The sequence below is a fragment of the Stenotrophomonas sp. YJH_SMC_20 genome (genome assembly GCF_059367845.1).
This window is the reverse complement of record NZ_JCAFRG010000015.1, coordinates 14,233-36,662: the sequence shown is the minus strand read 5'-3', so window position 1 is coordinate 36,662 and position 22,430 is coordinate 14,233. Positions and strand designations below refer to the sequence as shown.

Sequence of the window (22,430 nt, the reverse complement as noted above, 5' to 3'; positions counted from 1 at the left end):
AACCACGCATCCGCGTCGAACATCATGACGTTGCCGGCCAGCGGCCGGCACTACCCATTCGAACGGTTACCGCGAGAACTCGCGCAGCATCACCGCGATCGAGGCCACGTTGGCCAGCACGCACAGCCAGAACACCCACTGGAATGCGGCCTTGCGGTGCTTGTGGCGGAACAGCGCCTGGCCCAGCAGCGCGCCCGGCCAGCCACCGGCAAAGGCCAGCAGCTGCAGGGTGCGTTCGGGAATGCGCCACTGCTTTCGCTGCGCCGCGCGCTTGTCCTGGCCGTACAGCGCGAACGACACCGCGCTGGCCAGCATGCACCAGCCACCCAGCCACAGCGGCAGCACACCGCTGACCATCAGCGCGATCAACGCACCGAACGCGGCGAGCGCCAGGTTGCGCTGCCAAGCCACTACAGCGCGTCGAGGAAGCCGCGCACGGCCGGGCCGAAACGCTCGAAATCGACGAGGAAGGCGTCATGGCCCTGCGGCGATTCCAGGCCGATGAAGTGCGCATCGGCGCCGCCGGCTCGCAGGCCATCGGCAACCTGTTGCTGCTGCTGCACGGGGAACAGGATATCGGTGTTGGCGCCGATCGCCAGCGCCTTCTCCACACGGATCTTCGCGAGCCCGGCCAGCACGTCGCCGTTGGCATACTCGGCCAGGTCGAACCAGTCCATCGAGCGGCTCAGGTACAGGTAGCAGTTGGGATCGAAGAAACGCACGAAGCGTCGTGCATGGCCTTCCAGATAGCTTTCCACCTGGAATTCGAGGCCGAACGGATCGTCGTCGGTCTGGTCCGAATCCAGCCGCACGCGGCCGAAGCGGCCATCCCACTCCAGCGCCGAGCGGTAGGTGATCACGCCCAGCTTGCGCGCCATGCGCATGCCGGACTCGGGATACGCGTCGTCGTCGTAGTGGCCGCCATTCCAGCGCGGGTCAAGGCGGATTGCCTCGCGCTGCAGCGAGCGGATCGCGATGGAGAACGGCAGCGCCTGCGCGCTGCCGGAAATGTTGACGTGGCTGCGCGCAATGCCCGGGTGCAGCATCAGCACGGCCAACGCGGTCATGCCGCCCATCGAGTTGCCGACCACGCAGGCCAGCTGCTCGATGCCCAGCGCACGCACGACTTCGATCGCGGCGCGCGCGCCGTCTTCGATCGACAGCTCGGGGAAGTCGAGACGATACGGCTGGCCGGTGGCCGGGTTGAGCGAGGCAGGACCGGTCGAGCCCTTGCAGCTGCCCAGCGAATTCACGCACACCACGAACCAGCGGTTGGTATCGATGGGTTTGTCGGGGCCAACCATCGCTTCCCACCAGCCCGGTGCCGGGTTGGCCTCGTTGGCCGCTGCATGCGCGTCTGGGGACAGGCCGGTCACGATCAGGATCGCATTGCTGGCGTCAGTCGCCAGCGTTCCCCAGGTCTCGTAGGCCACGCGCGCGCCGTACAGGGCGCCACCGCGCTTGAACGGGAAGGGCGAAGGCAGGGCGTGGAAGCGGGTGCCGGGCGGGATGAATTCGGTCATGCAGCCATTCTAGCGGGGCCGCATGTGCAGCTGGCGACACGCTGGATTCCAGCAGCGGGTGGACGCGGACCGGACCGTCGTATCCACGCATGGCGTGGATCTGCTGTAGAGCCGAGCCGATGCTCGGCTGGCGGGCGCCGGCAAGCCAATCGCAGCCGAGCGTGGGCTCGGCTCTACAAGTCAGGGAAACCGCAGTTCCACCACGCCTTCATGCGGCAGGCTTACCTTCACCGGAACGCTCTGCAGGTCGTCCTCGCTGCGGTTGGCGCTGCCGGTGCGTGAGATGCGTGCCAGCACTTCCACTTCGCGATGGGCCGACAGCGGTGCGGTTGGCATCGGACTGTCACCGTCGCCCAGCCCGACCGTGTCCGGGAATCCGCTCAGCGGCAGCTTGCGTGCGGCCACCGGCATCGGCGGTCCACCCACGGCGCGGGCCAGCACGAATACCTGGGTGCTGGCCGGCCACTCGGTGCGCTTCAACGCAGGCAGCTGCACACGCACCTGCAACAGCGCCGGTGCAGCGACTGCCGTCGCGTCCGGTGCCTGGCCTGCGGCCTCGCGGGCAATCGCGATCTGCGCCTGCAGCGCCTGCGCGGCACCCGGTTCCAGTCGCGGCAGCAGGCCGCTCCACACATCCGCGGCCTCGGCATTCTTTCCGCGTTGGCGCAGGGCGATGCCCAGCAGCCAGCTGGCGCGCTCGGCGTCAGGGGCCTGTGTACGTGCCTGCTGCAACCAGGCCATCGCGGTGTCATCGAACTGCTTGCCGGCATCAGCCTGCGCGCGCGCCTGCGCGGCTTCCACCAGCACGCCAGGATCATCCGGTGCCAATTCGGCGGCCTTCGCGAAGGCGTCTGCCGCAGCTGAGGCATTGCCCAGTTCTGCCTGCGAACGCCCGAGCAATGCCCAGCCATCGGCACGCTGAGGGTCGCGCTTCAGTGCATCCTGCAGGGCCTGCACGCCATCGCGCAGGGTGGCTACCGACGGCGTCGGCTGCAGCTGTGCTGCACGCGGATCACCGACCAGCAGGTACAGGCAGGCACCGGCCACGCCCAGTGCGAACACGCCGACCACGAAACCGCGACGACCGTGGTGGCGCAACGGCCACAGCACCAGTGCTGCCATCAGCGCAGCAACCAGGCCGGCCAGCACCGGCAGCCAATGGTTCACCATTCGTCTCCTTCATCGGCCTTGCCGGCCGGCGCCGCGCCGACGGTGCGTCCACGTCGGCGGACGATGCCCAGCACCACCAGTGCACCGGCGCCGAGCACCAGCAGGGGGCCACCCCACAGCAGCCAGGTGCCCGGCTGCAACGGTGGTTGATAGAGCACGAACTCACCGTAGCGGGCGACTAGGAACTGCTTGATCTGTGCGTCGTCGTGGCCCTGCTGCATCAACTGCAGCACCTCCCGGCGCAGGTCCTGGGCGATCTGCGCGTTGGAGTCGGCCAGCGACTGGTTCTGGCACTGCACGCAGCGCAGCTGCGCGGCCAGGTCATGGAAGCGGCGTTCCTCGGCACCATCGCGGAACTGCAGCGGCTGCGGATCGTGCAGCGGCTGCTGGGCCAGCGCGGCCAGCGGCAGCATCAGGAGCAGCAGCGCCAGCAGCCAGCGCATCGGCTCAGGGCGCCGTATGCAGGGTGTTGCCGGCACTGCCCTGGGCCTTCTCGATCTTCTCCAGTGCCGGGATCAGCTTCTCGTCGACCACGCGCTGGGTCATCGCTCCGCTGTACTTCCAGCGTACGATGCCACTGCCATCAACCAGGAAGGTTTCTGGCGCAGCGGTCACGCCCCAGTCGATCGCGGTGCGGCCCTCAACATCGCTGAGCACCACCATGAACGGGTTGCCCAGCTGCTCCAGCCAGTGCAGCGCGTCCTTCGGATCATCCTTCCAGTTGTAGCCGATCACGCGCACGCGCTTGCTTTCCGCGAAGCGGGTCAGCACCGGGTGTTCCTCGCGGCAGGCCGCGCACCAGCTGCCCCATACGTTCAGCAGGTAGGGCGCACCGCGCAGGTCGTCGCTGTGCACGATCATCTCCGGATCGTGCAGCACCGGGAGCGCGAACGCGGGTGCCGGCTTGTCGATCAGCGCAGACGGCAGCACGTCGCGCTGCGGGTCACCCGATTTCATCACCCCGTAGATCATCAGCCCGAGCAGGCCGAAGAAGAACAGCACGCCGATCACGATGGCTACCGGCGGCAGCGGGCGGGAGGGGCGCGGGGCAGGGGACTCGGACATGGAAACTCCTACGGACGACGGAAACGGCGGTCGGCGGCGGCGATGAATCCGCCCAGGGCCATCAACAGCGCGCCCAGCCAGATCCAGCGCACGAACGGCTTGATGTGCGCCCGTACCGCCCATGCATTGTTGCCCAGCGGCTCGCCCAATGCCACGTAGACATCGCCGTCGAAGCGTGCATCGATGCCGGCCTCGGTCATCACCTGGCCGCCGCTGGCGTACTGGCGCTTCTCCGGGTGCAGCAGGGCCAGTTCGCGGCCGTCGCGGAACACCCGCAGGTGACCGCGGTCGGCGATGAAATTGGGGCCTTCGCGATGGTCCACGCCCTCGAAGCGCACTTCGTAGCGACCGACCACCAGATGCTGGCCCGGTGCCAGCGCCACTTCACGCTGCACGTTCAGCGCTTCGACCAGCAGCGCGCCAGCCAGGAACACGGCGATGCCGGCGTGGGCGACGATCATGCCGAGCATCTCGGCGGTGAAGCGGCCATTGCCACGCAGGCGCTGCCAGACGAAGCGTGCGGTGCCGAGTGCGACCCAGGCCGCAGCGGCGACGCCGATGCCGGCCTTCCAGCCGTTCTGCGGCGCCTGCCACCAGGCCAGCGCGCCCAGCAGCACGGCCAGCCCCAGCCATGGCGCCAGCAGCGCGAATGCACGCGAAGTTTGGTCGCGCTGCCACTTCACCAGCGGGCCGAACGGCAGCAGCAGGATCATCGGCGCCATCAGCAGCAGGAACAGACTGCCGAAGTAGGGCGGGCCGACCGAGATCTTGCCCAGCGACAGCGCATCGGCCAGCAGCGGGTACAGCGTGCCCAGCAGGACCATCGCGCAGGCGGTGGCCAGCAGCAGGTTGTTGGCCAGCAGCAGGGTCTCGCGCGAGGCGGCGGTGAAGCCACGGCGCGGATCGTCGGCGTCCACGCTCAGCTGGCTGGCGCGCAGCGCGTACAGCAGCAGGCTGCCGCCGACCAGCACCGACAGGAACACCAGGATGAACAGGCCACGCGACGGATCGGCGGCGAACGAATGCACGCTGGTCAGCACACCGGAGCGCACCAGGAAGGTGCCCAGCAGCGAAAGCGCGAAGGCCGCGATCGCCAGCAGCAGGGTCCAACTGCCGAACGTGCCGCGCTTTTCAGTGACGGCCTGCGAATGGATCAGTGCCGCACCGACCAGCCATGGCATGAAGCTGGCGTTCTCCACCGGGTCCCAGAACCACCAGCCACCCCAGCCCAGCTCGTAGTAGGCCCACCAGCTGCCCAGCGCTATGCCAAGAGTCAGGAAGCCCCAGGCGACGTTGGTCCACGGCCGCGTCCAGCGCAGCCAGCGGGCGTCGACGCGGCCTTCCAGAAGCGCGGCCACCGCGAACGCGAACGGCACCGCGAAACCCACGTAACCGATGTACAGCATCGGCGGATGGATGATCAGCCCCGGGTCCTGCAGCAGCGGGTTGAGGTCGCGGCCTTCCAGTGGTGCCGGGTTCAGGCGCAGGAACGGATTGGAGGTGAAGATCAGGAAGGCGAGAAAGCCGACGCTGACAATGCCCATCACCGCCAGTACGCGCGCCTGCACCGGTGCTGGCAGGTGCCGCGAGAACAGAGCCACCGCGCCGGTCCACAATGCCAGCACCAGCGCCCACATCAGCAGCGAGCCCTCATGCGCACCCCACACCGCCGAATAGCGGTAGATCATCGGCAGCAGCGAATTGGAGTTCTCGGCCACGTAGCGCACCGAGAAATCCTGCTGCACGAACGCGGCGGTCAGCGCCGCGAACGCGCCGGCCAACAGCAGCAGCTGCGCGAAGGCGGCAGGCCGCGCCACTGCCATCCATGCCGCGTTGTTGCGATGCGCACCGACCAGCGGCAGGCCGGCCTGCAGCAGCGAGGCCAGCAACGCACACAACAGCAGGATCTGACCCAGTTCGGGCAGCACTCAGCGCACCTCGGGGGCCGTCACCGGCACGTCGTGCTTGCGATGGGCATCGCCCATCTTGTCGGCCACTTCCTTCGGCACGTACTTCTCATCGTGCTTGGCCAGCACTTCGTCGGCGACGAAGACACCGTCCTGCAGGCGGCCACTGGCGACCACCGCGGTGCCTTCGGCGAACATGTCCGGCAGGATCCGCGAGGTGGCCACCGCCAGCTGTGCATCGCCGTCGGTCACTTCGAAGCGCGCCTCCAGCGAGCCGACCGGGCGGTTGAAGGAGCCCTTCACCACCATGCCGCCCAAGCGGAAGCGCGACTGCGCATCGACATCGCCGCGCAGCACTTCCGAAGGGGTGTACAGGTAGGAGATGTTGCGCTCCAGTGCCATCGCCACCAGCGCGGTGGCCACGCCGGAGGCGAGCAGTGCCAGCAGTACCCAGGCCAGGCGGCGGCGTTGTACCGGCGTCATCGTTCCAGCTCCGTCGACAGCGGCGTCGCTGCGTCCTGCCTGCCCGCCCGGGTCTGCTGGCGTTGCTGGCGGGCCAGTGCCAGCCGGCGTGCCACGCGCAGTCGCAGCCACGAACCGATGGCATCGGCGCCGAGCACCAGTACGAACACGGCGTAGGCGCCGATCACATAGGGAAGGTGGGTCATGGCTGGGCCTCCGGGACAGGGCGTTCGGCACCGACACGTCCACCGACCCAGGCCTTGCCGGCCTCGCGGTCGAGATTGTCAGAGCGCGCCTTGGCCAGCACCGAACCGGCAAACCAGAACTTGGTGCCGATCACCATCCACCACAGCGGCGCGATCATCGCGCTGCTGATCGCCGATTCACCGAACACGTTGATGGACTGGCGCTGGTGCAGGCCGCCCCACCAGTCCACCGAATAGCGGATCACTGGCAGCAGGCTGACACCGACGATGGCCAGCAGGCCGGCCGCGCGTGCGGCGCTGCGGCGGTCCTCGATGGCGTGGTACAGGCCGATCACGCCCAGGTACAGGAACAGCAGCACCAGCTCGCTGGTCATGCGCGGGTCCCAGTCCCACCAGGTGCCCCAGGTGCCCTTGCCCCAGATGCTGCCGGTCAGCAGGGTGATCAGGGTGAAACCGGCGCCCATCGGCGCGCAGGCCATGGCCAGGATCTCGCAGACCTTGATCCGCCAGATCAGCGCGATGGCCGCGTACAGCGCCATCAGTGCGAACACGAACAGGCTCATCCAGGCACTGGGGACGTGGATGTAGAGGATGCGGAAACTGTCCAGCTGCTTGGCTTCCGGCGGAACCACCAGCAGCGCCTGCCACATGCCGACCAGCAGCACCGGCACTGCGGCGAGGTAGAACACCCGCGACCAGCGGGCGGCGAAACGGTCGAACGTGGGAGGCGAACCGAGTTGGTGGAACCAGCGGACAATCGGATTCATGCGTGGCGGCTATCCAGCAGGGGTGGATTGGCTCTCAGCTCGGTCAACTCAGAGAAATACGTATTGCAGCAGCAGTGGCCAGCGGAGCCAGCACCAGCGCGACCAGCAGGCCGGCGCCCAGCATCAGCAGCGCACCGACCGGATCCTGCCCGCGCCCGGCTGCCGCCAGGCTGCCTGCGCCGAACACCAGCACGGGCACGTACAGCGGCAACGACAGCAACGCCACGAGAATACCAGAGCGCCGGATGCCGACGGTCAGTGCAGCGACCACGCCACCGATCAGGCTCAGCAGCGGCGTTCCCAGCAGCAACGATGCCAGCAACATCGGCAGCCGGTCATGCGGCAGATGCAGCATTTCGGCCAGCAGCGGGCTGACCACGATCAACGGCAGGGCGGTGGTGGCCCAGTGCAGCAGCACGCGTACCAGCACCAGCCAGGCCAGCGGCACCGGCGCCAGCAGCCATTGTTCCAACGAGCCGTCTTCGGCATCGGAACGGAACAGCGAATCCAGCGACAGCTGTCCCGCCAGCAGCACGGCCAGCCACAGCACCGCGCCGGCGGTGGCGGCCAACAGCTGTGGCTCGCGGCCCTGGGCCAGCGCGAACAGCACCACCACCAGCACCGCGAACAGCAGCGGTTGCAGCGCGTCGCCGCGGCGGCGCCAGAGCAGGCGCAGGTCGCGCTTGAGCAGGGCGCCTGCGGTCTGCCACAGGCCCGGTTCGGTGCCCGGCGCGATCATGCGGCACCGCCGAGGTCGAGCTGGCGGGTGCGCACCGGCGGTGCGGCATAGGCGCCGTGGGTGGTGACCAGCGCAGCGCCACCGGCGCGCAGGTGCGCCGAAATCATCCGGTTGACCAGGGTGATGCCCTCCAGGTCGAGGTTGGCATAGGGCTCGTCCAGCAGCCACAGCGGCGCCGGCGACAGCCAGATGCGCGCCAGTGCCAGCCGCCGCTTCTGCCCGGCCGACAGATGCCGCACCAGGGTGTCCTCGTAGCCGGCCAGGCCGACGATCGCCAGTGCGTTGCCGGGCATCTGCCGGGCACGCCGGCCATGCAGGCCGCACAGGAAGTGCAGGTTCTCCAGCGTGCCGAGGTCCGGCTTCAGCGCCGGCAGGTGGCTGAGATAGGCGACATAGCGCGCACGCTCGGCGTTGCTGGCGGGCTTGCCGTCGATCCGCACCTGGCCGGCGCCGGGCCGGGCCAGGCCGGCCAGCACGCGCAGCAGGGTGGTCTTGCCGGCGCCATTGCCACCCTGCACCAGCAGTGCCTCGCCGGCGTCCACATGGAAGTCCAGCGGGCCGAACACCGGCTCGTCATTGCGGGAGAAGCTCAGGCCGCTGGCGGCCAGCAATGCAGGGGTGTTCAAGGGGCAGGGGTCTTCATGCCGGAGTGCGATGGCAATTGTAGCGGTGAATTCACATGGTAGTGCCGGCCGCTGGCCGGCAATTTCGCCATCTGCCAGCCGAGGTTGCCGGTCAGCGGCCGGCACTACCGACGCGCGGATTGCGTAAACTCGGGGGCCCTTGTTCTCCACAGTCCAGGCCGATGCAACCCACCACCAAGCTGCCCAAGGTCGGTACCACGATCTTCACCGTGATGTCCCAGCTCGCTGCCGAACATGGCGCGGTCAACCTGGGCCAGGGGTTCCCGGACTTTTCCGCGCCGCAGCGCCTGATTGATGAAACGGCCAAGGCGATGGCTGCCGGCCTCAACCAGTACCCGCCGATGACCGGCGTGGCGCCGCTGCGCCAGGCCATCGCACAGAAGTCGCTGGACCTGTACGGCGCCACCATTGATCCGGACACCGAAATCACCGTCACCAGTGGCGCCACCGAGGCCATCTTCAATGCCATCCACGCGGTGGTGCGCGCCGGCGAGGAAGTCATCGTGCTCGACCCGGCCTATGACTGCTACGAGCCGGCGATCGAGCTTGCCGGTGCCAAGGCCGTGCACGTGCCGCTGGACCCGCAGACCTTCGCTGTGGACTGGGACCGCGTGCGCGCGGCAATCACCCCGCGCACCCGCATGCTGATGGTCAACACCCCGCACAATCCGTCCGGTGCGATGCTGGACGAGGCTGACATGCAGGCGCTGGCCGAGCTGCTGCGCGGCACGCAGATCTACCTGGTCTCCGATGAGGTGTACGAGCACATCATCTACGACGGTCGCCGCCATGAGTCGGCGCTGCGCTATCCCGAACTGCGCGAGCGCACCTTCGTCATTTCCAGCTTCGGCAAGACCTACCACTGCACTGGCTGGAAGATCGGCTACGCCGTGGCGCCGCCATTGCTGACCGCCGAGTTCCGCAAGGTGCACCAGTACAACACGTTCACCAGCTTCGGCCCGGCGCAGTACGGTTTCGCCGCGATGATCCGCGATGAGCCGGAACACCACTTGGAACTGGGCGCGTTCTACCAGGCCAAGCGCGACCGCTTCCGCGAGCAGCTGGCCAGCACCCGCCTGAAGGCGCTGCCGGTCCCGGGCGGCTACTTCCAGCTGGTCGACTACTCGGCCATCAGCGACCTGCCGGACCATGAGTTCGTGAAGTGGCTGACCATCGAGAAGGGCGTGACCGCCATCCCGCTGTCGCCGTTCTACGAGTCCCCGCCGGCCGGCCAGCGCCTGGTGCGCCTGTGCTTTGCGAAGAATGAAGCAACGATGGACGCGGCGATCGAACGCCTGCGCCTGCTCTGAGCGGAGGCGTGAACATGCAGGACCTGCGCATTTCCCTCGTCCAGGGTGACACCCGCTGGCACGATCCGGCCGGCAACCGCGCCTACTACGGCGCGCTGCTCGCACCGCTGGCCGGCACCACCGACCTGGTGATCCTGCCGGAGACCTTCACCAGTGGCTTCTCCAATGACGCCATTGCCCAGGCCGAAGGCATGGACGGCCCGACCGTGGCCTGGGCGCGCGAACAGGCCCGGGCCCTGGGTGCGGCGGTGATCGGCAGCGTGCAGCTGCGCGACGGCGAGGGCGTGTACAACCGCCTGCTGTTCGCCACCCCCGATGGCAACCTGCAGTACTACGACAAGCGCCACCTGTTCCGTTACGGCGGCGAGCACGAGCGCTATGCCGCTGGCCGTGAGCGCCTGAGCGTGGAATGGAAGGGCTGGCGGATCAATCCGCAGGTCTGCTACGACCTGCGCTTCCCGGTGTTCTGCCGCAACCGCTACAACGTCGAACGCCCGCAGCAGCTGGATTTCGACCTGCAGATCTTCGTGGCCAACTGGCCGTCGGCGCGCGCCTATGCGTGGAAGACCCTGCTGCGTGCGCGCGCGATCGAGAACCTGTGCTTCGTGGCGGCGGTAAACCGCGTCGGCGTGGACGGCAACCAGCTGCACTACGCCGGCGACAGCGCGGTGATCGACTTCCTCGGCCAGCCGCAGGTGGAGATCCGCGAACGCGAACAGGTGGTGACCACCACCATTTCGGCCGAAGCACTGGCCGCACATCGTGCGCGCTTCCCGGCGATGCTCGATGCCGATGCCTTTCGCCTGGACGAACAGGCCTGAGCCACGGCCTGAACACCGCCGCACCAGCGCGCGCGCCTGCATCCAATCTGCACGCGCGCGCTGCTAGATTCGCCGGCAGTCCGACCGAACTGGAAGTGCCGCCATGAACAAGCCTCTCGCCCTGCTGCTGGCCCTGTCTGCTGCAACGCTGGCCCCAGCTGCACACGCCGCCGGCAATCTCGATTGCCAGCTGCGCTACAACCTGTCCGGTTGGTCGCTGATCTACAAGACCGCTTCCGGCACCGGCACGGTCAGCTGCAGCAATGGCGCCAGCATGCCGGTGCGTATCGAAGTGAAGGGCGGGGGCCTGACCGTGGGCAAGTCGAAGATCACCAATGGGCGTGGCAGCTTCACCGGTGCGGTCAGCGTCAACGAACTGCTGGGTACCTACGCGTCGGTGGGTGCGCATGCGGGTGCGGTGAAATCCAGCAACGCGCAGGTGATGACCAAGGGCGACATCTCGCTGGCCCTGTCCGGTACCGGCAAGGGCTGGGACCTGGGCGTGGACGGCGCCGCCTTCACCATCAGCCGGCGCTGAGGCGCGTCGGCTGGGCAGTTCCCCAGCTGATGCGGATGTAGTGCTGTTCGGAATCGCTCAACAGCCGTTCGACATCGAAACCATTTTTCAGCAATTGTGCGACCGCGTCTTCGACGAGCTGCTCACTGGCCATTACCTGGCTGAAGCCGAACACGATGTAGCGACGGCCATTTTCCGAGCCGGCCTGGATGGCGTTGTCGAGGTCGCGGTAGAACAGTTCGATCGGGCGCTTGGCGGCGTCAGCGTTGGCGCGGGCCTGTTCGGCGGTGATGGTGATCATGGGCATCGGTCTTGTGTGGGACAGCGCGCACGATAGCCAGCGAATCAAAGCCGTTCCCGGAAGCCGCGCACAGTGCGCTGTTTTTGCAGCAATTCCTAGGTCGCAGCGGGACGCCGCCGCTGCAGCCAGAAGGCCAGCAGGCCACACACGATGAGCGTCGGGGCCAGCAGCTGCACTGCACCGACCAACGCCATTGCCGCACCCATCAACAGGTAGTAGAGCAGGCCGAACAGTGCGCCTGCGCTGCCAAGACAATGTGGGTAGCCGCGCAGGGCCTGGCCCAGCACATTGGGAATGGCAAGGCCGAAGCCCGTCACCACCGGCACCATCGCCGCGACCACGGCAGGGTGATCATGCAGCAGCGCAGCCAGCAGGCCTCCCGTCAGGACCAGGCCTGCGGCGGTGCGGATGCGCGTGGCCGCGGCGACGCCGGCACGCAACAGGCGTCCATTGCCCCATGCACCCAGTGCCGAGCCCAGTGCCAGCAACGCGCCGCTGGCGCCGAACCAGGCGGCGGGCCAGTGCAGGCGCGCAAATACGAAAGGACCGAGCGCGTACCAGCTGTACATCGCTACGTTGAAAGCCATCACCAGCAATGCGTGTGACCAGATCCAGCGATCGCACAGCAGTTGCCGCAGCAGCGGCAGCATGGGCGTGTGCGGGATATGTGCAGGGCGGCTTTCGCGCAGGCCAGCCAGGCATGCGACTGCCAGCACGGCAGCGGTCAGCAGCAGGCCGGACTGTACGCCGACATAGCCATGGACGGCGACCAGCAGCGTGCCCAGTGCAAGGCCGATGGCCGGGCTCAGGGCCAGGGCCATGCCGATCCAGGAGAATGCCTGCGCCAACGCGGGTCCCTGCAGGTGGTCGCGCAGCACGGTCTGGGTGACCACCGAAGCGGCGGCGGCGCCAACCGCGGCCAGCGCTTGGGCCAGCAACACCTGGCCGAAGCTACCAGCGAGCAGGCCGCCCAGTGCAGCCACGGCAAAGACGCTCAAGCCACATAGAAGGGCCGGGCGACGACCGATACGATCGGCCAGGCGCCCCCACAGCAGCACGCCTGCAGCGAAGCCGAACAGATACAGGCTCATGGCCTGGCTGGCGGTACCCGGCGGCAGGGCGAAGCGTTTGGCCAGATCGGCCAGGGCCGGGCTGTACAGGGTCTGTGCCAACTGCGGAAACATCAGCAGTGCAATGGTGAGCAACAACAGGCGGCGCGACATGCGGGCGCTCCAGAAACGGGGCTGCGCATTGTGGTCGCGACTGCAATGACGCACCCTGTCTATCCTGTCATCGAATGTATGAAATCAGACATGGCCTGGTTGCAGCCGCACACGCACTTCGACGCCGATGCCTGGAGCGCTCCGGTGCTGGGGATCGCAGCCTCACTGGCGGATCACGACTCGGGTTGGCACCAGCATGCACGCGCGCAACTGCTCTACACCCGGCAGGGCTGCACGCGCCTCACCTACGGTGATCGCATCAGCCTGCTGCCGCCCGCGCGCGCCGCGTGGATTCCCGGTGGGCTACGCCATCGCGCGCAGATGCGCCAGGCGGTCGACTACCGTTCGTTGTACTTCGACGCCACCCTGTCAGCCCAGCTGCCCCGGCAACCAGCGATCATCGGCGTGGGGCCGCTGCTGCAGGCCTTGCTGGAGCCGATTGCGCAGGCGCCGTTCGACCATGACTGGCAGTCGCCGCGCGCGCACCACCAACTGGCGTTGTGCGTGCTGGAAATCGCTGCTGCACCGGTGGCGCCGATGGACCTGCCTTTGCCGCGTGATCCGCGCATTGCACGTTGCCTGCCGTTGGCCGAACAGCTGCCGCCCGAACTGCACGAACTGGCCACGCGTACCGGCCTGAGCGCGCGTACGGTTGGCCGGTTGATGCAACACGATACAGGCATGGGCTATCAGGCCTGGCGCCAGCAATGGCGCCTGATGCGGGCCATGGAGCTGCTGTTGCTCGGTCATCGCGTCGCGCATGTGGCCCAGGACACCGGCTTCTCCGCCGAGAGCCCGTTCATCGCCTTCTTCCGCGGCATGACCGGCACCACGCCCGCCGCGTTCCAGCGCCACGCAAAAGGGGACGGAGGGGATTAAGTCGCTTTCGCCCCTTTGATACAGGCCGTGGCAAAAACGACTTAATCCCCTCCGTCCCCTTTTCAAAGAAAAACCCCGGCCGGAGCCGGGGTTTTCATTTCAGTCGTGCCGGTAATCAGCCGCCGCGCGGGCCGCTGCGGCGCGGGCCGCCCGGTCCGCGGTTGCCACCGGGGCCGCCCGGACCACGGTTCCCACCCGGGCCGCCAGGGCCGCGATTGCCGCCCGGGCCACGGTTGCCGCCGCCCGGACCACGACCGCCCGGACGCGCACCGTGCGCCGGCTTCGGGCTGCCGTAGGGGTTGAAGCCCGGCGTGGCGTGGTCGGACGGGAAGCTCGGGGCATTGCCCGGATGGCCGTACGGGTGCCTGTTGCCCTGGCCCTGCGAGCGGTTGCCGGCACCGGCCGGACGACTCTGGCCGCCTGCGCCGCCACGGCCTTCGCCGCCGAAACCGCCACGGCCCTGCCCGCCACCGGCGCCTGCACCCGGACCCTTCGGCTTGCCATACGGACGGCCCTGGCCGCCTGCACCCGGACCACGGGCACCGGGGCCGCGCGCGCCCGGACCGGCGTTGCGATGGCCGCTCGGGCCGGTGCTCACGCCATCCGGCACGTACCAGGTGCGGAATGCCGCCGGATTGCCTTCCGGCAGCGAGCGATCATTCTTCGGGGCGCGCTGCTTGAACGGCTTCTGCGACTGCTTGGCTGCCGCTTCACCGCTGACCGTCAGGCCGCCCTTGAAGCCGCCACCCTTGCCGCCGCGACCACGGCCGCGGTCTTCGCGGACGTTGTCGAAACGGCGCAGCTCGCGACCTTCGTCAGCGGTGTTGTGGCCATTGACGTAGGCATTGCCGCGGCCACCTTCGCGCACGCGCACGGTGGTCTTGGCGGCGCGGCGCTGGCCAATCACCGGCTGCAGCGTCAGCGCCGACGGTGCGCCTTCTTCCAGCTTCAGCTGCGCACGCAGCGCTTCCACCTGGGCGGTACCCAGTTCCACCGAATGGCCACGGGCCAGTTCGCGCGGCAGGCTAACCTTGCCGTAGCGGGTGCGCTTCAGGCGGCTGACCTGGCAGCCCTGCGATTCCCACAGGCGGCGCACTTCGCGGTTGCGGCCTTCCTTAACCACGACGCGGAACCAGTCGTGCGAATCGGTGCCGCCGATGCGTTCGATCTCATCGAACTTGGCCGGACCGTCCTCCAGCGCGACGCCACGGCTGAGGCGGTCGACGATGGCGTCGGAGACCTTTTCCTCGCCTTCCGGTGCACGCACGCGCACCACGTACTCGCGCTCGACCTCGAACGACGGGTGCATCATGGCGTTGGCCAGTTCACCGTCGGTGGTGGCCAGCAGCAGGCCGGTGGTGTTGATGTCCAGGCGGCCGATGGCGATCCAGCGCGCGCCCTTCAGCGGCGGCAGCGATTCGAACACGGTCGGGCGGCCTTCGGGATCTTCGCGGGTGGTCACTTCGCCTTCAGGCTTGTTGTAGACCAGCACGCGCGACGGTTCGGACAGGGCGGTGGCGACGAAGCCGCGACCGTCCAGTTCGATCCTGTCGCCGCTCTTGACCGACATGCCGGTCTGCGCGACTTCACCGTTGACCTTGACCAGGCCCTCGGCGATGCGCTGTTCCAGCGCACGGCGCGAGCCGAGGCCGGCCTGGGCCAGCACCTTGTGCAGGCGCTCTTCCAGCTTGAACTGTTCGGAGGTGGCTTCGCGCTTCAGCGAGAGCTTGTTACGGGGGGTGTCACTCATCAGTTTTGCTCCGGCCGACGGTTTCGAGGTCGGCCTCTGGTTCGGAATCGGCTTGGTCAACAGCCACGGTCGTCATCGCGACGGCGTTGTCTTCGCGTTCGTTCAGGGGCACCGCGCGCTCGCCCGGCGCGGAATCGGGGTGCCCATCATCGAGGGGCGAAGGTGCTTGCTCATCGGTGGCCGACGCAGGCGCTGCATCGGCGGAATCGGGGGTGTCACTGCCGGCCAGGCCGGCGTCGTCGTTGGCGGCAGCGCCGTCGGCCGAGACGTCCGGACCGTCGGCGCCGGCAACGGCCGGAGCATCGCGGTCCAGCGCCAGCTGCGGTTCCAGCTCGCCCAGGTCCTTCAGTTCCGACAGCGGCGGCAGTTCGTCCAGCCGCTTCAGCCCGAAGTAGTCCAGGAAGCCCTTGGTGGTGCCGAACAGTGCCGGCTTGCCGGGCACGTCGCGGTGGCCGACCACGCGGATCCATTCGCGTTCTTCCAGTGCCTGGATGATGTTGCTGCTGACCGCCACGCCGCGCACCTGTTCGATCTCGCCGCGGGTGATCGGCTGCCGGTAGGCGATCAGCGCCAGGGTTTCCAGGGTGGCACGGGTGTAGCGGGTCTTGCGTTCGGTCCACAGCCGGCTGATCCAGCCATGCACTTCGCTGGTGACCTGGTAGCGGAAGCCCGAAGCGACCTCGACCAGTTCCACGCCGCGTCCTTCGCAGGCCTCGCGCAGCCGTTCCAGCGCACGTTCGATGCTGCCCGGCGGTGCGGGCTCATCTTCCGGGAACAGGTCCTTCAGCTGGGCCAGGGTGAGCGGCTGGCTGGAGGCCAGCAGGGCACCCTCGACAATGCGGTCGATCAGCGATTGGTCCATCGGCACTCAGCGCTCACTCATTGGCATTGGCGGCGTCGTTGTCGTCAAACTCGCTGCTGAACTGCAGCGGGGCGTTGGTGTTGCCGGCCGCCAGCGACTTGACGTAGATCGGCGCCAGCGGTTCTTCCTGGACGATGTCCAGCAGCTGTTCCTTGGCCAGCTCCAGCACCGCCAGGAACGTGACCAGCACGCCCAGCTTGCCTTCTTCGGCCGTGAACAGCCCTTCGAAGCGATAGAACCTGCCGTCTTCCAGGCGGCCGAGTACCTCGCCCATGCGTTGCCGCACGCTCAGTGCCTCGCGCTTGATGGCGTGGCCGCTGAACAGCTCGGCGCGCTTGAGCACGTCGTGCAAAGCCAGCAGCATTTCCTTCAGGTCCACCGGCGGCGGCAGCTTCACCGTGGCGCGTTCGGGCATGAAGGCATGCGCCACCGTGGTGTCGCGGTCCTGACGGGGCAGGGCGTCGATGTCCTCGGCGGCCTGCTTGAAACGTTCGTACTCCTGCAGCCGGCGCACCAGCTCGGCGCGCGGGTCGGCCTCATCGCCTTCCTCGCTGACCGGGCGCGGCAACAGCATCCGCGACTTCACCTCGGCCAGGATCGCGGCCATCACCAGGTACTCGGCCGCCAGCTCGAAGCGCAGCTCGCGCATCACGGTGATGTATTCCACGTACTGCCGGGTGATCTCGGCGACGGGGATGTCCAGCACATCGAGGTTCTGGCGGCGGATCAGGTACAACAGCAGGTCCAGCGGGCCTTCGAAGGCGTCCAGGATGACTTCCAGCGCGTCCGGCGGGATGTACAGGTCCTGCGGGATCTGCAGGACCGGTTGCCCATGCACCACGGCCAGCGGCATTTCCTGCTGCTGGGGGGCGGGCGGCCGGGTTGGCGGGTTCGCGTCAAGCGCGAGTTCGGAAGTCATCTAATGGACATCAGGATTGCAACGGACCAGTCGCGGCACCGGGTTCGCCGGGCCAACGCCACGGCGCCCCAGGGCACCAGACACGCCGGGATCGGCGCGATTCCACACATATCAAACAGCAGGACGCGCCGCAGGAGACGGCAGCGACAGAACTACGGGGAGGTCGTCTACGTGGCCCGGCCGGATGGTCCGGTTTGAAGCAGCGGGACGGTCGTCGGGGGCTGCGTTGGCCGCAAAACCGACGGGCTGCTGCATCCACCACGTGCAATGGAGTCTAGGGTAAGCCTTTGTCGCGCCAGTGTCCAGCCGGGCCGGGGCAGGGGGCGCATTGGCTAGAATCTGCGCACCCGACAAAGCAAGCGAGGAAATGCCGGTGTGGTATGTGATCGAAGGGTATGACGGCCAGGATGTGCTGGCGCAGCGGCTGCAGGCGCGGCCGGAACACCTGGCGCGCCTGCATGCGCTGCGCGACGAGGGGCGCCTGCTGCTGGCCGGGCCGTGCCCGGTGGTGGACAGCGAGGACCCGGGCCCGGCCGGCTTCAGTGGTTCGGTGGTGATTGCACAGTTCGAGTCGCTGCCGCAGGCCCAGGCCTGGGCCGATGCCGACCCGTACGTCGCCGCCGGCGTATACACCCATGTGCAGGTGCGGCCGTTCCGCAAGGTCCTGCCGTGAACGCGGAGCGGATCGAGCGGATGCGTGACGCACTGCAGCAGGCGCTGGCCCCCAGCGTGCTGGAAATCGAAGACGACAGCCATCGTCACGCCGGTCATGCCGGTGCACGCGATGGCCGCGGCCATTTCAACGTGCATGTGGTCAGTGAGCGCTTCGCCGGGCTGGGTCCGCTGGCCCGGCACCGCGCGGTCTATGCCGCGCTGGGGTCGATGATGGAGACCGATATCCACGCGTTGTCCATCCGCGCGCAGACCCCGTCAGAACAGGGCTGAGCCCTTGTCCCACGCTGTCCTGGCGGGTCCTTCATGGGCCTCGCCACGGACAGGTTTTCATGTCCATTTCGGGACATTCGCCTAACGGACTGTTTACAAGCCCAGATGGAAACGCTTACATTCCGCGCCAATGCTGGTAGGTCCAAGCCGTGGAGGGCGGCTTCGTGAACAAGGCAGCTATCACAATCAAAGACGTCGCACGCGAAGCCCGGGTCTCCGTGGCCACGGTTTCCCGCGCGCTCAACGGGCATGAAAATGTCGCCGAACCGGTCCGCCAGCTTGTGCTGGAGGTGGCCGCACGGTTGCGTTACACCCCGCACGCCGCCGCCCGCAGCCTGAGCAGCCGCCGCACCAATACGGTGGGCGTGGTGCTGCCTGACCTGTACGGCGAATTCTTCTCCGAGTTGATGCGCGGCATCGACGGCGTGGCCCGCAACCGCCGCCAGCACCTGCTGGTGTCCAGCTACCACGGCGACCAGGAACAGCAGGGCGCGGCCCTGCGTGCCATGCGCGGCCGCGTCGACGGCCTGCTTGTGCTCTCGCCCTACGCCGAGAGCCCGGGCTTCCTGACCGACAACCTGCCGCAGTCGCTGCCGACGGTGTTGATCAATACCTATCTGCCCGGGCAGGACCACCCGGTGCTGAGCATCGATGACCACGCAGGTGCGATGGCGATGACCCGCCACCTGCTGGACGCCGGTCACCGCCGTATCGCTTTCATTTCTGGCCCGGATCTCAACTTCGACGCGCGCGAGCGCCTGCGCGGCTTCCGTGACGCGCTGGTGGCTTTTGGCGGTGGCGCCGAAGGCATCGAGTTGCCCGGTGATTTCGACGAAGCTTCCGGCCATCGTGCCGGTCAGGAGTTGCTGGCAGCCGGAGCGCTGCCCGATGCCGTATTCGCCGCCAACGACATGATGGCCCTGGGGTGCCTGTATGCATTCACCCAGGCCGGCGTCCGTGTGCCCGCCGATGTTGCCCTGGCGGGTTTCGATGACATTCCACTGGCGCGTTTCGTCCACCCGTCGCTGACCACCATGCAGGTCAGCATCGCCGAGCTCGGCGACCGGGCCATGACGCGTCTGATGCAGTTGATGGACGGCACCTCCACGGATGGGGCAGGGGACAAGCAGACCCTGGTTCCCCGCTTGATTGTTCGCGATTCCACCACTCCGCCATCCGGCCGTTGAAGCCAGAGGCGTTCCTTCTTTTTTGATTGATCGCAGGGACCGCGCAAGCGGTTACCGCCACCCGGAGATTGAGTTGATGATGCATACCACCTTCCGCATGCCGGCGCGCCGGCTGCTGAGCACCGCACTGGTCAGCTGCCTGATGCTGGCTGCCGCCCCCAACGTCATGGCGCAGTCGGCCAACGCCAGCCTGCGCGGCCAGGTTGCCGGCGCCCAGGCAGGCACCGAAGTGACCGCCACCAACGTGGCCACCGGTACCGTCCGCCGTGGCACCATCCGCGCCGACGGCAGCTACTCGCTGATGGGCCTGGATCCGGGCACCTACAACGTGGTCGCCAACGGCCAGACCCAGAAGGTCACCGTCACCGTGGCCTCGACCGCGACGCTGAACTTTGCCGGTGCCGCCAGCAGCACCCAGGGTTCGACCGCGGCCACCAACCTGGACACCGTCAACGTTGTTGCGCCGACCCTGCTGCAGGAAGTGCGCACCTCCGAAGTCGGCAAGACCGTCAGCCTGCAGCAGATCCAGACCACCCCGCAGGTGTCGCGCAACTTCCTGGAGTTCGCCGACGCGGTGCCGGGCCTGATCTTCACCCGCGACGCCAAGGGCAACACCTCGCTGCGCGGCGGCGCCACCAATGCCGATGGCACCAACGTGTACATCGACGGCGTGGGCCAGAAGAGCTACGTCAAGGGCGGCGGCGTGGCCGGCCAGTCCGGCAGCGCCGGCAACCCGTTCCCGCAGCTGGCCATCGGCGAATACAAGGTCATCAGCGGCAACTACAAGGCCGAGTATGGCCAGGTGTCGAGCGCCGCGGTGACGGCTGCAACCAAGTCCGGCACCAATGAGTTCAAGGGTGAGGCGTTCTACCGCTACACCGATGAAGACATGCGTGCCAAGACCCCGGCCGAGCGCCAGGGTGGCAAGGAGAAGATGGTCTCGGCCGAGAAGGAATACGGCTTCGCCCTGGGCGGCCCGATCATCCAGGACAAGGCGCACTTCTTCGTGACCTACGAAGCCAAGCGCTTCGACCTGCCGGTCACCATCGCGCCGGATGGCGCGGTCACCGGCGCTGCCGGCCTGCTGCCGCCGGCCGGCGCCGCCGGCCTTGGCCCGGCCAGCCAGCCGTTCCAGCAGGACCTGATCTTCGGCAAGATCGACTTCGAGCCGACCGACAACGATCGCATCGAGCTGACCTTCCAGGACCGCGACGAAACCCAGTCGCAGTTCAGTGGCCAGACCTCGCCGGAAGCCGGCCGTGAAGTGGTCAACACCGACCGTCGTTACGCCCTGCGCTGGAACCACAGCGGTGAGCGCTACTACAACGAGTTGATGGTCACCCACGAAGACTCGTTCAACAACCCGACCCCGCTGACGCTGGCCAACGGCATCACCTACACCGCACCGGACGGCCCCGAAGACCGCACCATCGTGAAGATCGGTGGCGCCTCGGCACTGGATTCGCAGGTGAAGGGCCAGAAGGGCTGGTCGATCGAAGACAACCTGACCCTGGATGGCATCCAGTGGGCCGGTGACCACACCATCAAGATGGGCGTGAAGTACAAGGCGATCGATCTGTACGCATCCGATGCGGCGCAGATCAACCCGACCTTCACCTACTCGCTGGGCGATCCGGACTTCCCCGATTCGATTCCGTACAAGGCGCAGTTCGTCAAGCCGGTGACCGGCGTGTCCGGCGTGTCCGGCGAAGTGCGTTCGAAGTCCAAGCAGTACGGCGTGTTCATCCAGGACGACTGGCAGGTCAACGACCACCTGCAGCTGAACATCGGCCTGCGCTGGGACTACGAAAAGACCCCGTCCTACCTGGACTTCGTGACCCCGCAGCAGGTGGTCGACGCCATCTATTCGCAGGATCCGCGCGCCCCCGCCGGCCAGACCTATGCCGATTCGCTGGCACTGGGCGGCCTGGACATCAGCGACTACATCAGCAACGGCCACAACCGCAAGGCATTCAAGGATGCCTGGCAGCCGCGCCTGGGCTTCTCGTATGACATCAATGCCGACGAGCAGCACGTGATCCACGGTGGTGCCGGCCGTTCCTACGACCGTGACCTGTTCGACAACCTGCAGCTGGAAACCACCAAGCTGGCCCTGCCGCAGCCGACCATCTACTTCCGCAACCCGGCCACCAACACCTGCATCAACGGCCAGGCCGCCTGCTATGACTGGAACCCGAACCTGCTCAACGGCATCGGCAACCTGCAGGCACTGGTCGGCGCGACCAGCAATGCCGGGCTGGAGGTTGACCTGCTGAACAACAAGCTGAAGGCGCCGTACTCCGATCAGTTCAGCCTGGGCATGAGCAACCAGATCGGCGACTGGCTGACCGATGCCACCATCGCTCGTACCCTGAGCTACGACGGCTTCGCCTTCACCCTGGGCAACCGCTACCCGACCGGCCAGTTCTTCGACGATCCGCGCCTGTGCGGCGGCACCTCCGCAGGCCTGAGCCAGGCCTGGAGCTGCAACGTGCCGGGCTTCGGCAGCCTGATCATCGGCCAGCAGGGCATCAAGACCCGCGCCACCCAGGTCCTGTTGTCGGCACAGAAGCCGTTCACCAAGGAAAGCGGCTGGGGCACCTCGATCGCCTATACCTGGACCACTGCGCGCCATAACCGCGACATCAACGAGAAGTATGCGTTCGATCGCGGCCTGATCGGTGACTACCCGACCATCCGCTCCAACGGCGCGCCGCGCCACCGCCTGGTGGTGACCGGTTCCTACGCGGGCTTCTGGGGCATCACTTTCGGCGGCAAGATCACCCTGGCCACCCCGACCGCCGTCAACGACTGGTACCCGGTGATGCAGGCCAGCGGCTACACCCTGCCGACCCCGCAGGCGGCCGTGCCCAACGCCACCGGCAAGTTCCTGGTGGGTGGCAAGATCTTCGGCTACCGTTCGGTCGACCTGCAGGCGACGAAGACGTTCAAGCTGGCGGGCAACACCGAGCTGTACGCCCGCCTGGACATCATCAACGTGTTCAACTTCGACAACTTCTCCACCTACAACTACGTCAAGACCAACGGCAAGCTGCAGGCCAGCTACAACGAGACCGGCGACATCATCGGTACTCCGCGCCAGGTCAAGGCCGAAGTGGGCTTCCGCTTCTAAGCCCGGGCGGTGATGCATGACCCGATGCCGCCGGCTCGCTGGCGGCATCGTTCAAAACGGCAATGGCCGGCCCTGTGCCGGTCCATTGCCCACGCCGCTG

Annotated in this window: 24 protein-coding genes; 8 read left to right on the top strand and 16 right to left on the bottom strand. The window is 67.4% G+C overall.

Annotated features, from left to right (window positions below):
• Positions 1–66: 66 nt before the first annotated feature.
• The 11 genes from AC5P6A_RS19800 to ccmA form a co-directional block, all read right to left on the bottom strand.
• On the bottom strand, positions 67–411 hold the full coding sequence (locus AC5P6A_RS19800) for a DUF1294 domain-containing protein (protein ID WP_021204644.1): 345 nt from the start codon (positions 409–411) through the stop codon (positions 67–69).
• The gene (metX, locus tag AC5P6A_RS19795; RefSeq protein ID WP_346715087.1) at positions 411–1,523 is read right to left on the bottom strand and encodes a homoserine O-acetyltransferase MetX; all 1,113 of its coding nucleotides are present in this window, start codon (positions 1,521–1,523) and stop codon (positions 411–413) included. Before metX ends, AC5P6A_RS19800 begins: the two co-directional genes overlap by 1 nt.
• Positions 1,524–1,703: 180 nt before the next feature.
• Complete coding sequence (locus tag AC5P6A_RS19790; RefSeq protein WP_227853546.1) at positions 1,704–2,693, bottom strand: tetratricopeptide repeat protein; 990 nt, start codon at positions 2,691–2,693, stop codon at positions 1,704–1,706.
• Entirely contained in the window at positions 2,687–3,136 is a 450-nt protein-coding gene (locus AC5P6A_RS19785; protein WP_180832186.1) for a cytochrome c-type biogenesis protein, read from the bottom strand. Before AC5P6A_RS19785 ends, AC5P6A_RS19790 begins: the two co-directional genes overlap by 7 nt.
• A 4-nt stretch (positions 3,137–3,140) precedes the next feature.
• Complete coding sequence (locus AC5P6A_RS19780) at positions 3,141–3,758, bottom strand: DsbE family thiol:disulfide interchange protein (protein WP_180832187.1); 618 nt, start codon at positions 3,756–3,758, stop codon at positions 3,141–3,143.
• An 8-nt stretch (positions 3,759–3,766) separates the two neighbouring features.
• A complete protein-coding gene (locus AC5P6A_RS19775; protein WP_329842236.1) occupies positions 3,767–5,686 on the bottom strand; it encodes a heme lyase CcmF/NrfE family subunit in 1,920 nt (639 codons plus the stop codon).
• On the bottom strand, positions 5,687–6,148 hold the full coding sequence (ccmE, locus tag AC5P6A_RS19770; RefSeq protein ID WP_495222368.1) for a cytochrome c maturation protein CcmE: 462 nt from the start codon (positions 6,146–6,148) through the stop codon (positions 5,687–5,689).
• Entirely contained in the window at positions 6,145–6,333 is a 189-nt protein-coding gene (gene ccmD, locus AC5P6A_RS19765; protein WP_019660476.1) for a heme exporter protein CcmD, read from the bottom strand. Before ccmD ends, ccmE begins: the two co-directional genes overlap by 4 nt.
• Positions 6,330–7,100 (bottom strand): heme ABC transporter permease CcmC, encoded by a 771-nt coding sequence (gene ccmC, locus AC5P6A_RS19760; RefSeq protein ID WP_019660475.1) that lies wholly within the window; start codon positions 7,098–7,100, stop codon positions 6,330–6,332. Before ccmC ends, ccmD begins: the two co-directional genes overlap by 4 nt.
• Before the next feature lie 43 nt (positions 7,101–7,143).
• Positions 7,144–7,839, bottom strand: coding sequence for a heme exporter protein CcmB (gene ccmB / locus AC5P6A_RS19755; RefSeq protein WP_346715086.1), 696 nt, complete (start codon positions 7,837–7,839; stop codon positions 7,144–7,146).
• Positions 7,836–8,465, bottom strand: coding sequence for a heme ABC exporter ATP-binding protein CcmA (gene ccmA / locus AC5P6A_RS19750; protein WP_014037834.1), 630 nt, complete (start codon positions 8,463–8,465; stop codon positions 7,836–7,838). The genes ccmB and ccmA overlap by 4 nt, the downstream gene beginning before the upstream one ends.
• Positions 8,466–8,644: 179 nt before the next feature.
• On the opposite strand from ccmA, the gene AC5P6A_RS19745 reads away from it, so the two are divergent.
• From AC5P6A_RS19745 to AC5P6A_RS19735, 3 genes are all read left to right on the top strand, one after another.
• Positions 8,645–9,793 (top strand): pyridoxal phosphate-dependent aminotransferase, encoded by a 1,149-nt coding sequence (locus AC5P6A_RS19745; protein WP_332329582.1) that lies wholly within the window; start codon positions 8,645–8,647, stop codon positions 9,791–9,793.
• Positions 9,794–9,807: 14 nt separating this feature from the next.
• A complete protein-coding gene (locus AC5P6A_RS19740) occupies positions 9,808–10,614 on the top strand; it encodes an amidohydrolase (protein WP_171952837.1) in 807 nt (268 codons plus the stop codon).
• Positions 10,615–10,717: 103 nt separating this feature from the next.
• Positions 10,718–11,152 (top strand): hypothetical protein, encoded by a 435-nt coding sequence (locus tag AC5P6A_RS19735; RefSeq protein WP_180876602.1) that lies wholly within the window; start codon positions 10,718–10,720, stop codon positions 11,150–11,152.
• Here the strand turns inward: AC5P6A_RS19735 and AC5P6A_RS19730 are convergent.
• Together AC5P6A_RS19730 and AC5P6A_RS19725 are read right to left on the bottom strand one after the other, a co-directional pair.
• Entirely contained in the window at positions 11,139–11,432 is a 294-nt protein-coding gene (locus tag AC5P6A_RS19730) for a hypothetical protein (protein ID WP_019660470.1), read from the bottom strand. The genes AC5P6A_RS19735 and AC5P6A_RS19730 overlap by 14 nt on opposite strands.
• 95 nt (positions 11,433–11,527) lie before the next feature.
• Positions 11,528–12,655: an MFS transporter gene (locus tag AC5P6A_RS19725; RefSeq protein ID WP_180876604.1), complete on the bottom strand. Its 1,128-nt coding sequence runs from the start codon at positions 12,653–12,655 to the stop codon at positions 11,528–11,530.
• Between the two features lie 90 nt (positions 12,656–12,745).
• Between AC5P6A_RS19725 and AC5P6A_RS19720 the strand changes: the two genes are divergently transcribed.
• Complete coding sequence (locus tag AC5P6A_RS19720; protein ID WP_021203002.1) at positions 12,746–13,534, top strand: AraC family transcriptional regulator; 789 nt, start codon at positions 12,746–12,748, stop codon at positions 13,532–13,534.
• A 115-nt stretch (positions 13,535–13,649) separates the two neighbouring features.
• On the opposite strand, the gene AC5P6A_RS19715 is transcribed toward AC5P6A_RS19720, so the two are convergent.
• Genes AC5P6A_RS19715 through AC5P6A_RS19705 form a run of 3 tightly spaced genes read right to left on the bottom strand, consistent with a single transcriptional unit; the run spans position 13,650 to position 17,065 of the window.
• Positions 13,650–15,284: a pseudouridine synthase gene (locus tag AC5P6A_RS19715; RefSeq protein ID WP_180876606.1), complete on the bottom strand. Its 1,635-nt coding sequence runs from the start codon at positions 15,282–15,284 to the stop codon at positions 13,650–13,652.
• A complete protein-coding gene (gene scpB, locus AC5P6A_RS19710; protein ID WP_019660466.1) occupies positions 15,277–16,146 on the bottom strand; it encodes an SMC-Scp complex subunit ScpB in 870 nt (289 codons plus the stop codon). The genes AC5P6A_RS19715 and scpB overlap by 8 nt, the downstream gene beginning before the upstream one ends.
• 13 nt (positions 16,147–16,159) lie before the next feature.
• The gene (locus tag AC5P6A_RS19705; protein WP_019660465.1) at positions 16,160–17,065 is read right to left on the bottom strand and encodes a segregation and condensation protein A; all 906 of its coding nucleotides are present in this window, start codon (positions 17,063–17,065) and stop codon (positions 16,160–16,162) included.
• 373 nt (positions 17,066–17,438) lie between these two features.
• Here AC5P6A_RS19705 and AC5P6A_RS19700 point away from each other — a divergent pair, with 373 nt between their 5' ends.
• The 4 genes from AC5P6A_RS19700 to AC5P6A_RS19685 all read left to right on the top strand — a co-directional run bounded on the left by AC5P6A_RS19700 (position 17,439) and on the right by AC5P6A_RS19685 (position 22,330).
• A complete protein-coding gene (locus AC5P6A_RS19700; RefSeq protein WP_026347072.1) occupies positions 17,439–17,738 on the top strand; it encodes a YciI family protein in 300 nt (99 codons plus the stop codon).
• A gap of 20 nt (positions 17,739–17,758) precedes the next feature.
• Entirely contained in the window at positions 17,759–18,010 is a 252-nt protein-coding gene (locus tag AC5P6A_RS19695; RefSeq protein ID WP_032953611.1) for a BolA family protein, read from the top strand.
• A gap of 149 nt (positions 18,011–18,159) precedes the next feature.
• Complete coding sequence (locus AC5P6A_RS19690; protein ID WP_019660462.1) at positions 18,160–19,197, top strand: LacI family DNA-binding transcriptional regulator; 1,038 nt, start codon at positions 18,160–18,162, stop codon at positions 19,195–19,197.
• 76 nt (positions 19,198–19,273) lie between these two features.
• Entirely contained in the window at positions 19,274–22,330 is a 3,057-nt protein-coding gene (locus tag AC5P6A_RS19685) for a TonB-dependent receptor (RefSeq protein WP_111102862.1), read from the top strand.
• The last annotated feature ends 100 nt before the right edge of the window (positions 22,331–22,430 follow it).

What these genes read in the sequence shown, in the direction of transcription:
- metX (WP_346715087.1), bottom strand. Translation starts at nt 1,523, where the DNA reads ATGACCGAATTCATCCCGCCCGGCACCCGCTTCCACGCCCTGCCTTCG.
- AC5P6A_RS19790 (WP_227853546.1), bottom strand. Translation starts at nt 2,693, where the DNA reads ATGGTGAACCATTGGCTGCCGGTGCTGGCCGGCCTGGTTGCTGCGCTG.
- AC5P6A_RS19785 (WP_180832186.1), bottom strand. Translation starts at nt 3,136, where the DNA reads ATGCGCTGGCTGCTGGCGCTGCTGCTCCTGATGCTGCCGCTGGCCGCG.
- AC5P6A_RS19780 (WP_180832187.1), bottom strand. Translation starts at nt 3,758, where the DNA reads ATGTCCGAGTCCCCTGCCCCGCGCCCCTCCCGCCCGCTGCCGCCGGTA.
- ccmE (WP_495222368.1), bottom strand. Translation starts at nt 6,148, where the DNA reads ATGACGCCGGTACAACGCCGCCGCCTGGCCTGGGTACTGCTGGCACTG.
- ccmD (WP_019660476.1), bottom strand. Translation starts at nt 6,333, where the DNA reads ATGACCCACCTTCCCTATGTGATCGGCGCCTACGCCGTGTTCGTACTG.
- ccmC (WP_019660475.1), bottom strand. Translation starts at nt 7,100, where the DNA reads ATGAATCCGATTGTCCGCTGGTTCCACCAACTCGGTTCGCCTCCCACG.
- ccmB (WP_346715086.1), bottom strand. Translation starts at nt 7,839, where the DNA reads ATGATCGCGCCGGGCACCGAACCGGGCCTGTGGCAGACCGCAGGCGCC.
- AC5P6A_RS19745 (WP_332329582.1), top strand. Translation starts at nt 8,645, where the DNA reads ATGCAACCCACCACCAAGCTGCCCAAGGTCGGTACCACGATCTTCACC.
- AC5P6A_RS19740 (WP_171952837.1), top strand. Translation starts at nt 9,808, where the DNA reads ATGCAGGACCTGCGCATTTCCCTCGTCCAGGGTGACACCCGCTGGCAC.
- AC5P6A_RS19735 (WP_180876602.1), top strand. Translation starts at nt 10,718, where the DNA reads ATGAACAAGCCTCTCGCCCTGCTGCTGGCCCTGTCTGCTGCAACGCTG.
- AC5P6A_RS19730 (WP_019660470.1), bottom strand. Translation starts at nt 11,432, where the DNA reads ATGATCACCATCACCGCCGAACAGGCCCGCGCCAACGCTGACGCCGCC.
- AC5P6A_RS19725 (WP_180876604.1), bottom strand. Translation starts at nt 12,655, where the DNA reads ATGTCGCGCCGCCTGTTGTTGCTCACCATTGCACTGCTGATGTTTCCG.
- AC5P6A_RS19720 (WP_021203002.1), top strand. Translation starts at nt 12,746, where the DNA reads ATGGCCTGGTTGCAGCCGCACACGCACTTCGACGCCGATGCCTGGAGC.
- AC5P6A_RS19715 (WP_180876606.1), bottom strand. Translation starts at nt 15,284, where the DNA reads ATGAGTGACACCCCCCGTAACAAGCTCTCGCTGAAGCGCGAAGCCACC.
- scpB (WP_019660466.1), bottom strand. Translation starts at nt 16,146, where the DNA reads ATGGACCAATCGCTGATCGACCGCATTGTCGAGGGTGCCCTGCTGGCC.
- AC5P6A_RS19705 (WP_019660465.1), bottom strand. Translation starts at nt 17,065, where the DNA reads ATGACTTCCGAACTCGCGCTTGACGCGAACCCGCCAACCCGGCCGCCC.
- AC5P6A_RS19695 (WP_032953611.1), top strand. Translation starts at nt 17,759, where the DNA reads ATGCGTGACGCACTGCAGCAGGCGCTGGCCCCCAGCGTGCTGGAAATC.
- AC5P6A_RS19685 (WP_111102862.1), top strand. Translation starts at nt 19,274, where the DNA reads ATGATGCATACCACCTTCCGCATGCCGGCGCGCCGGCTGCTGAGCACC.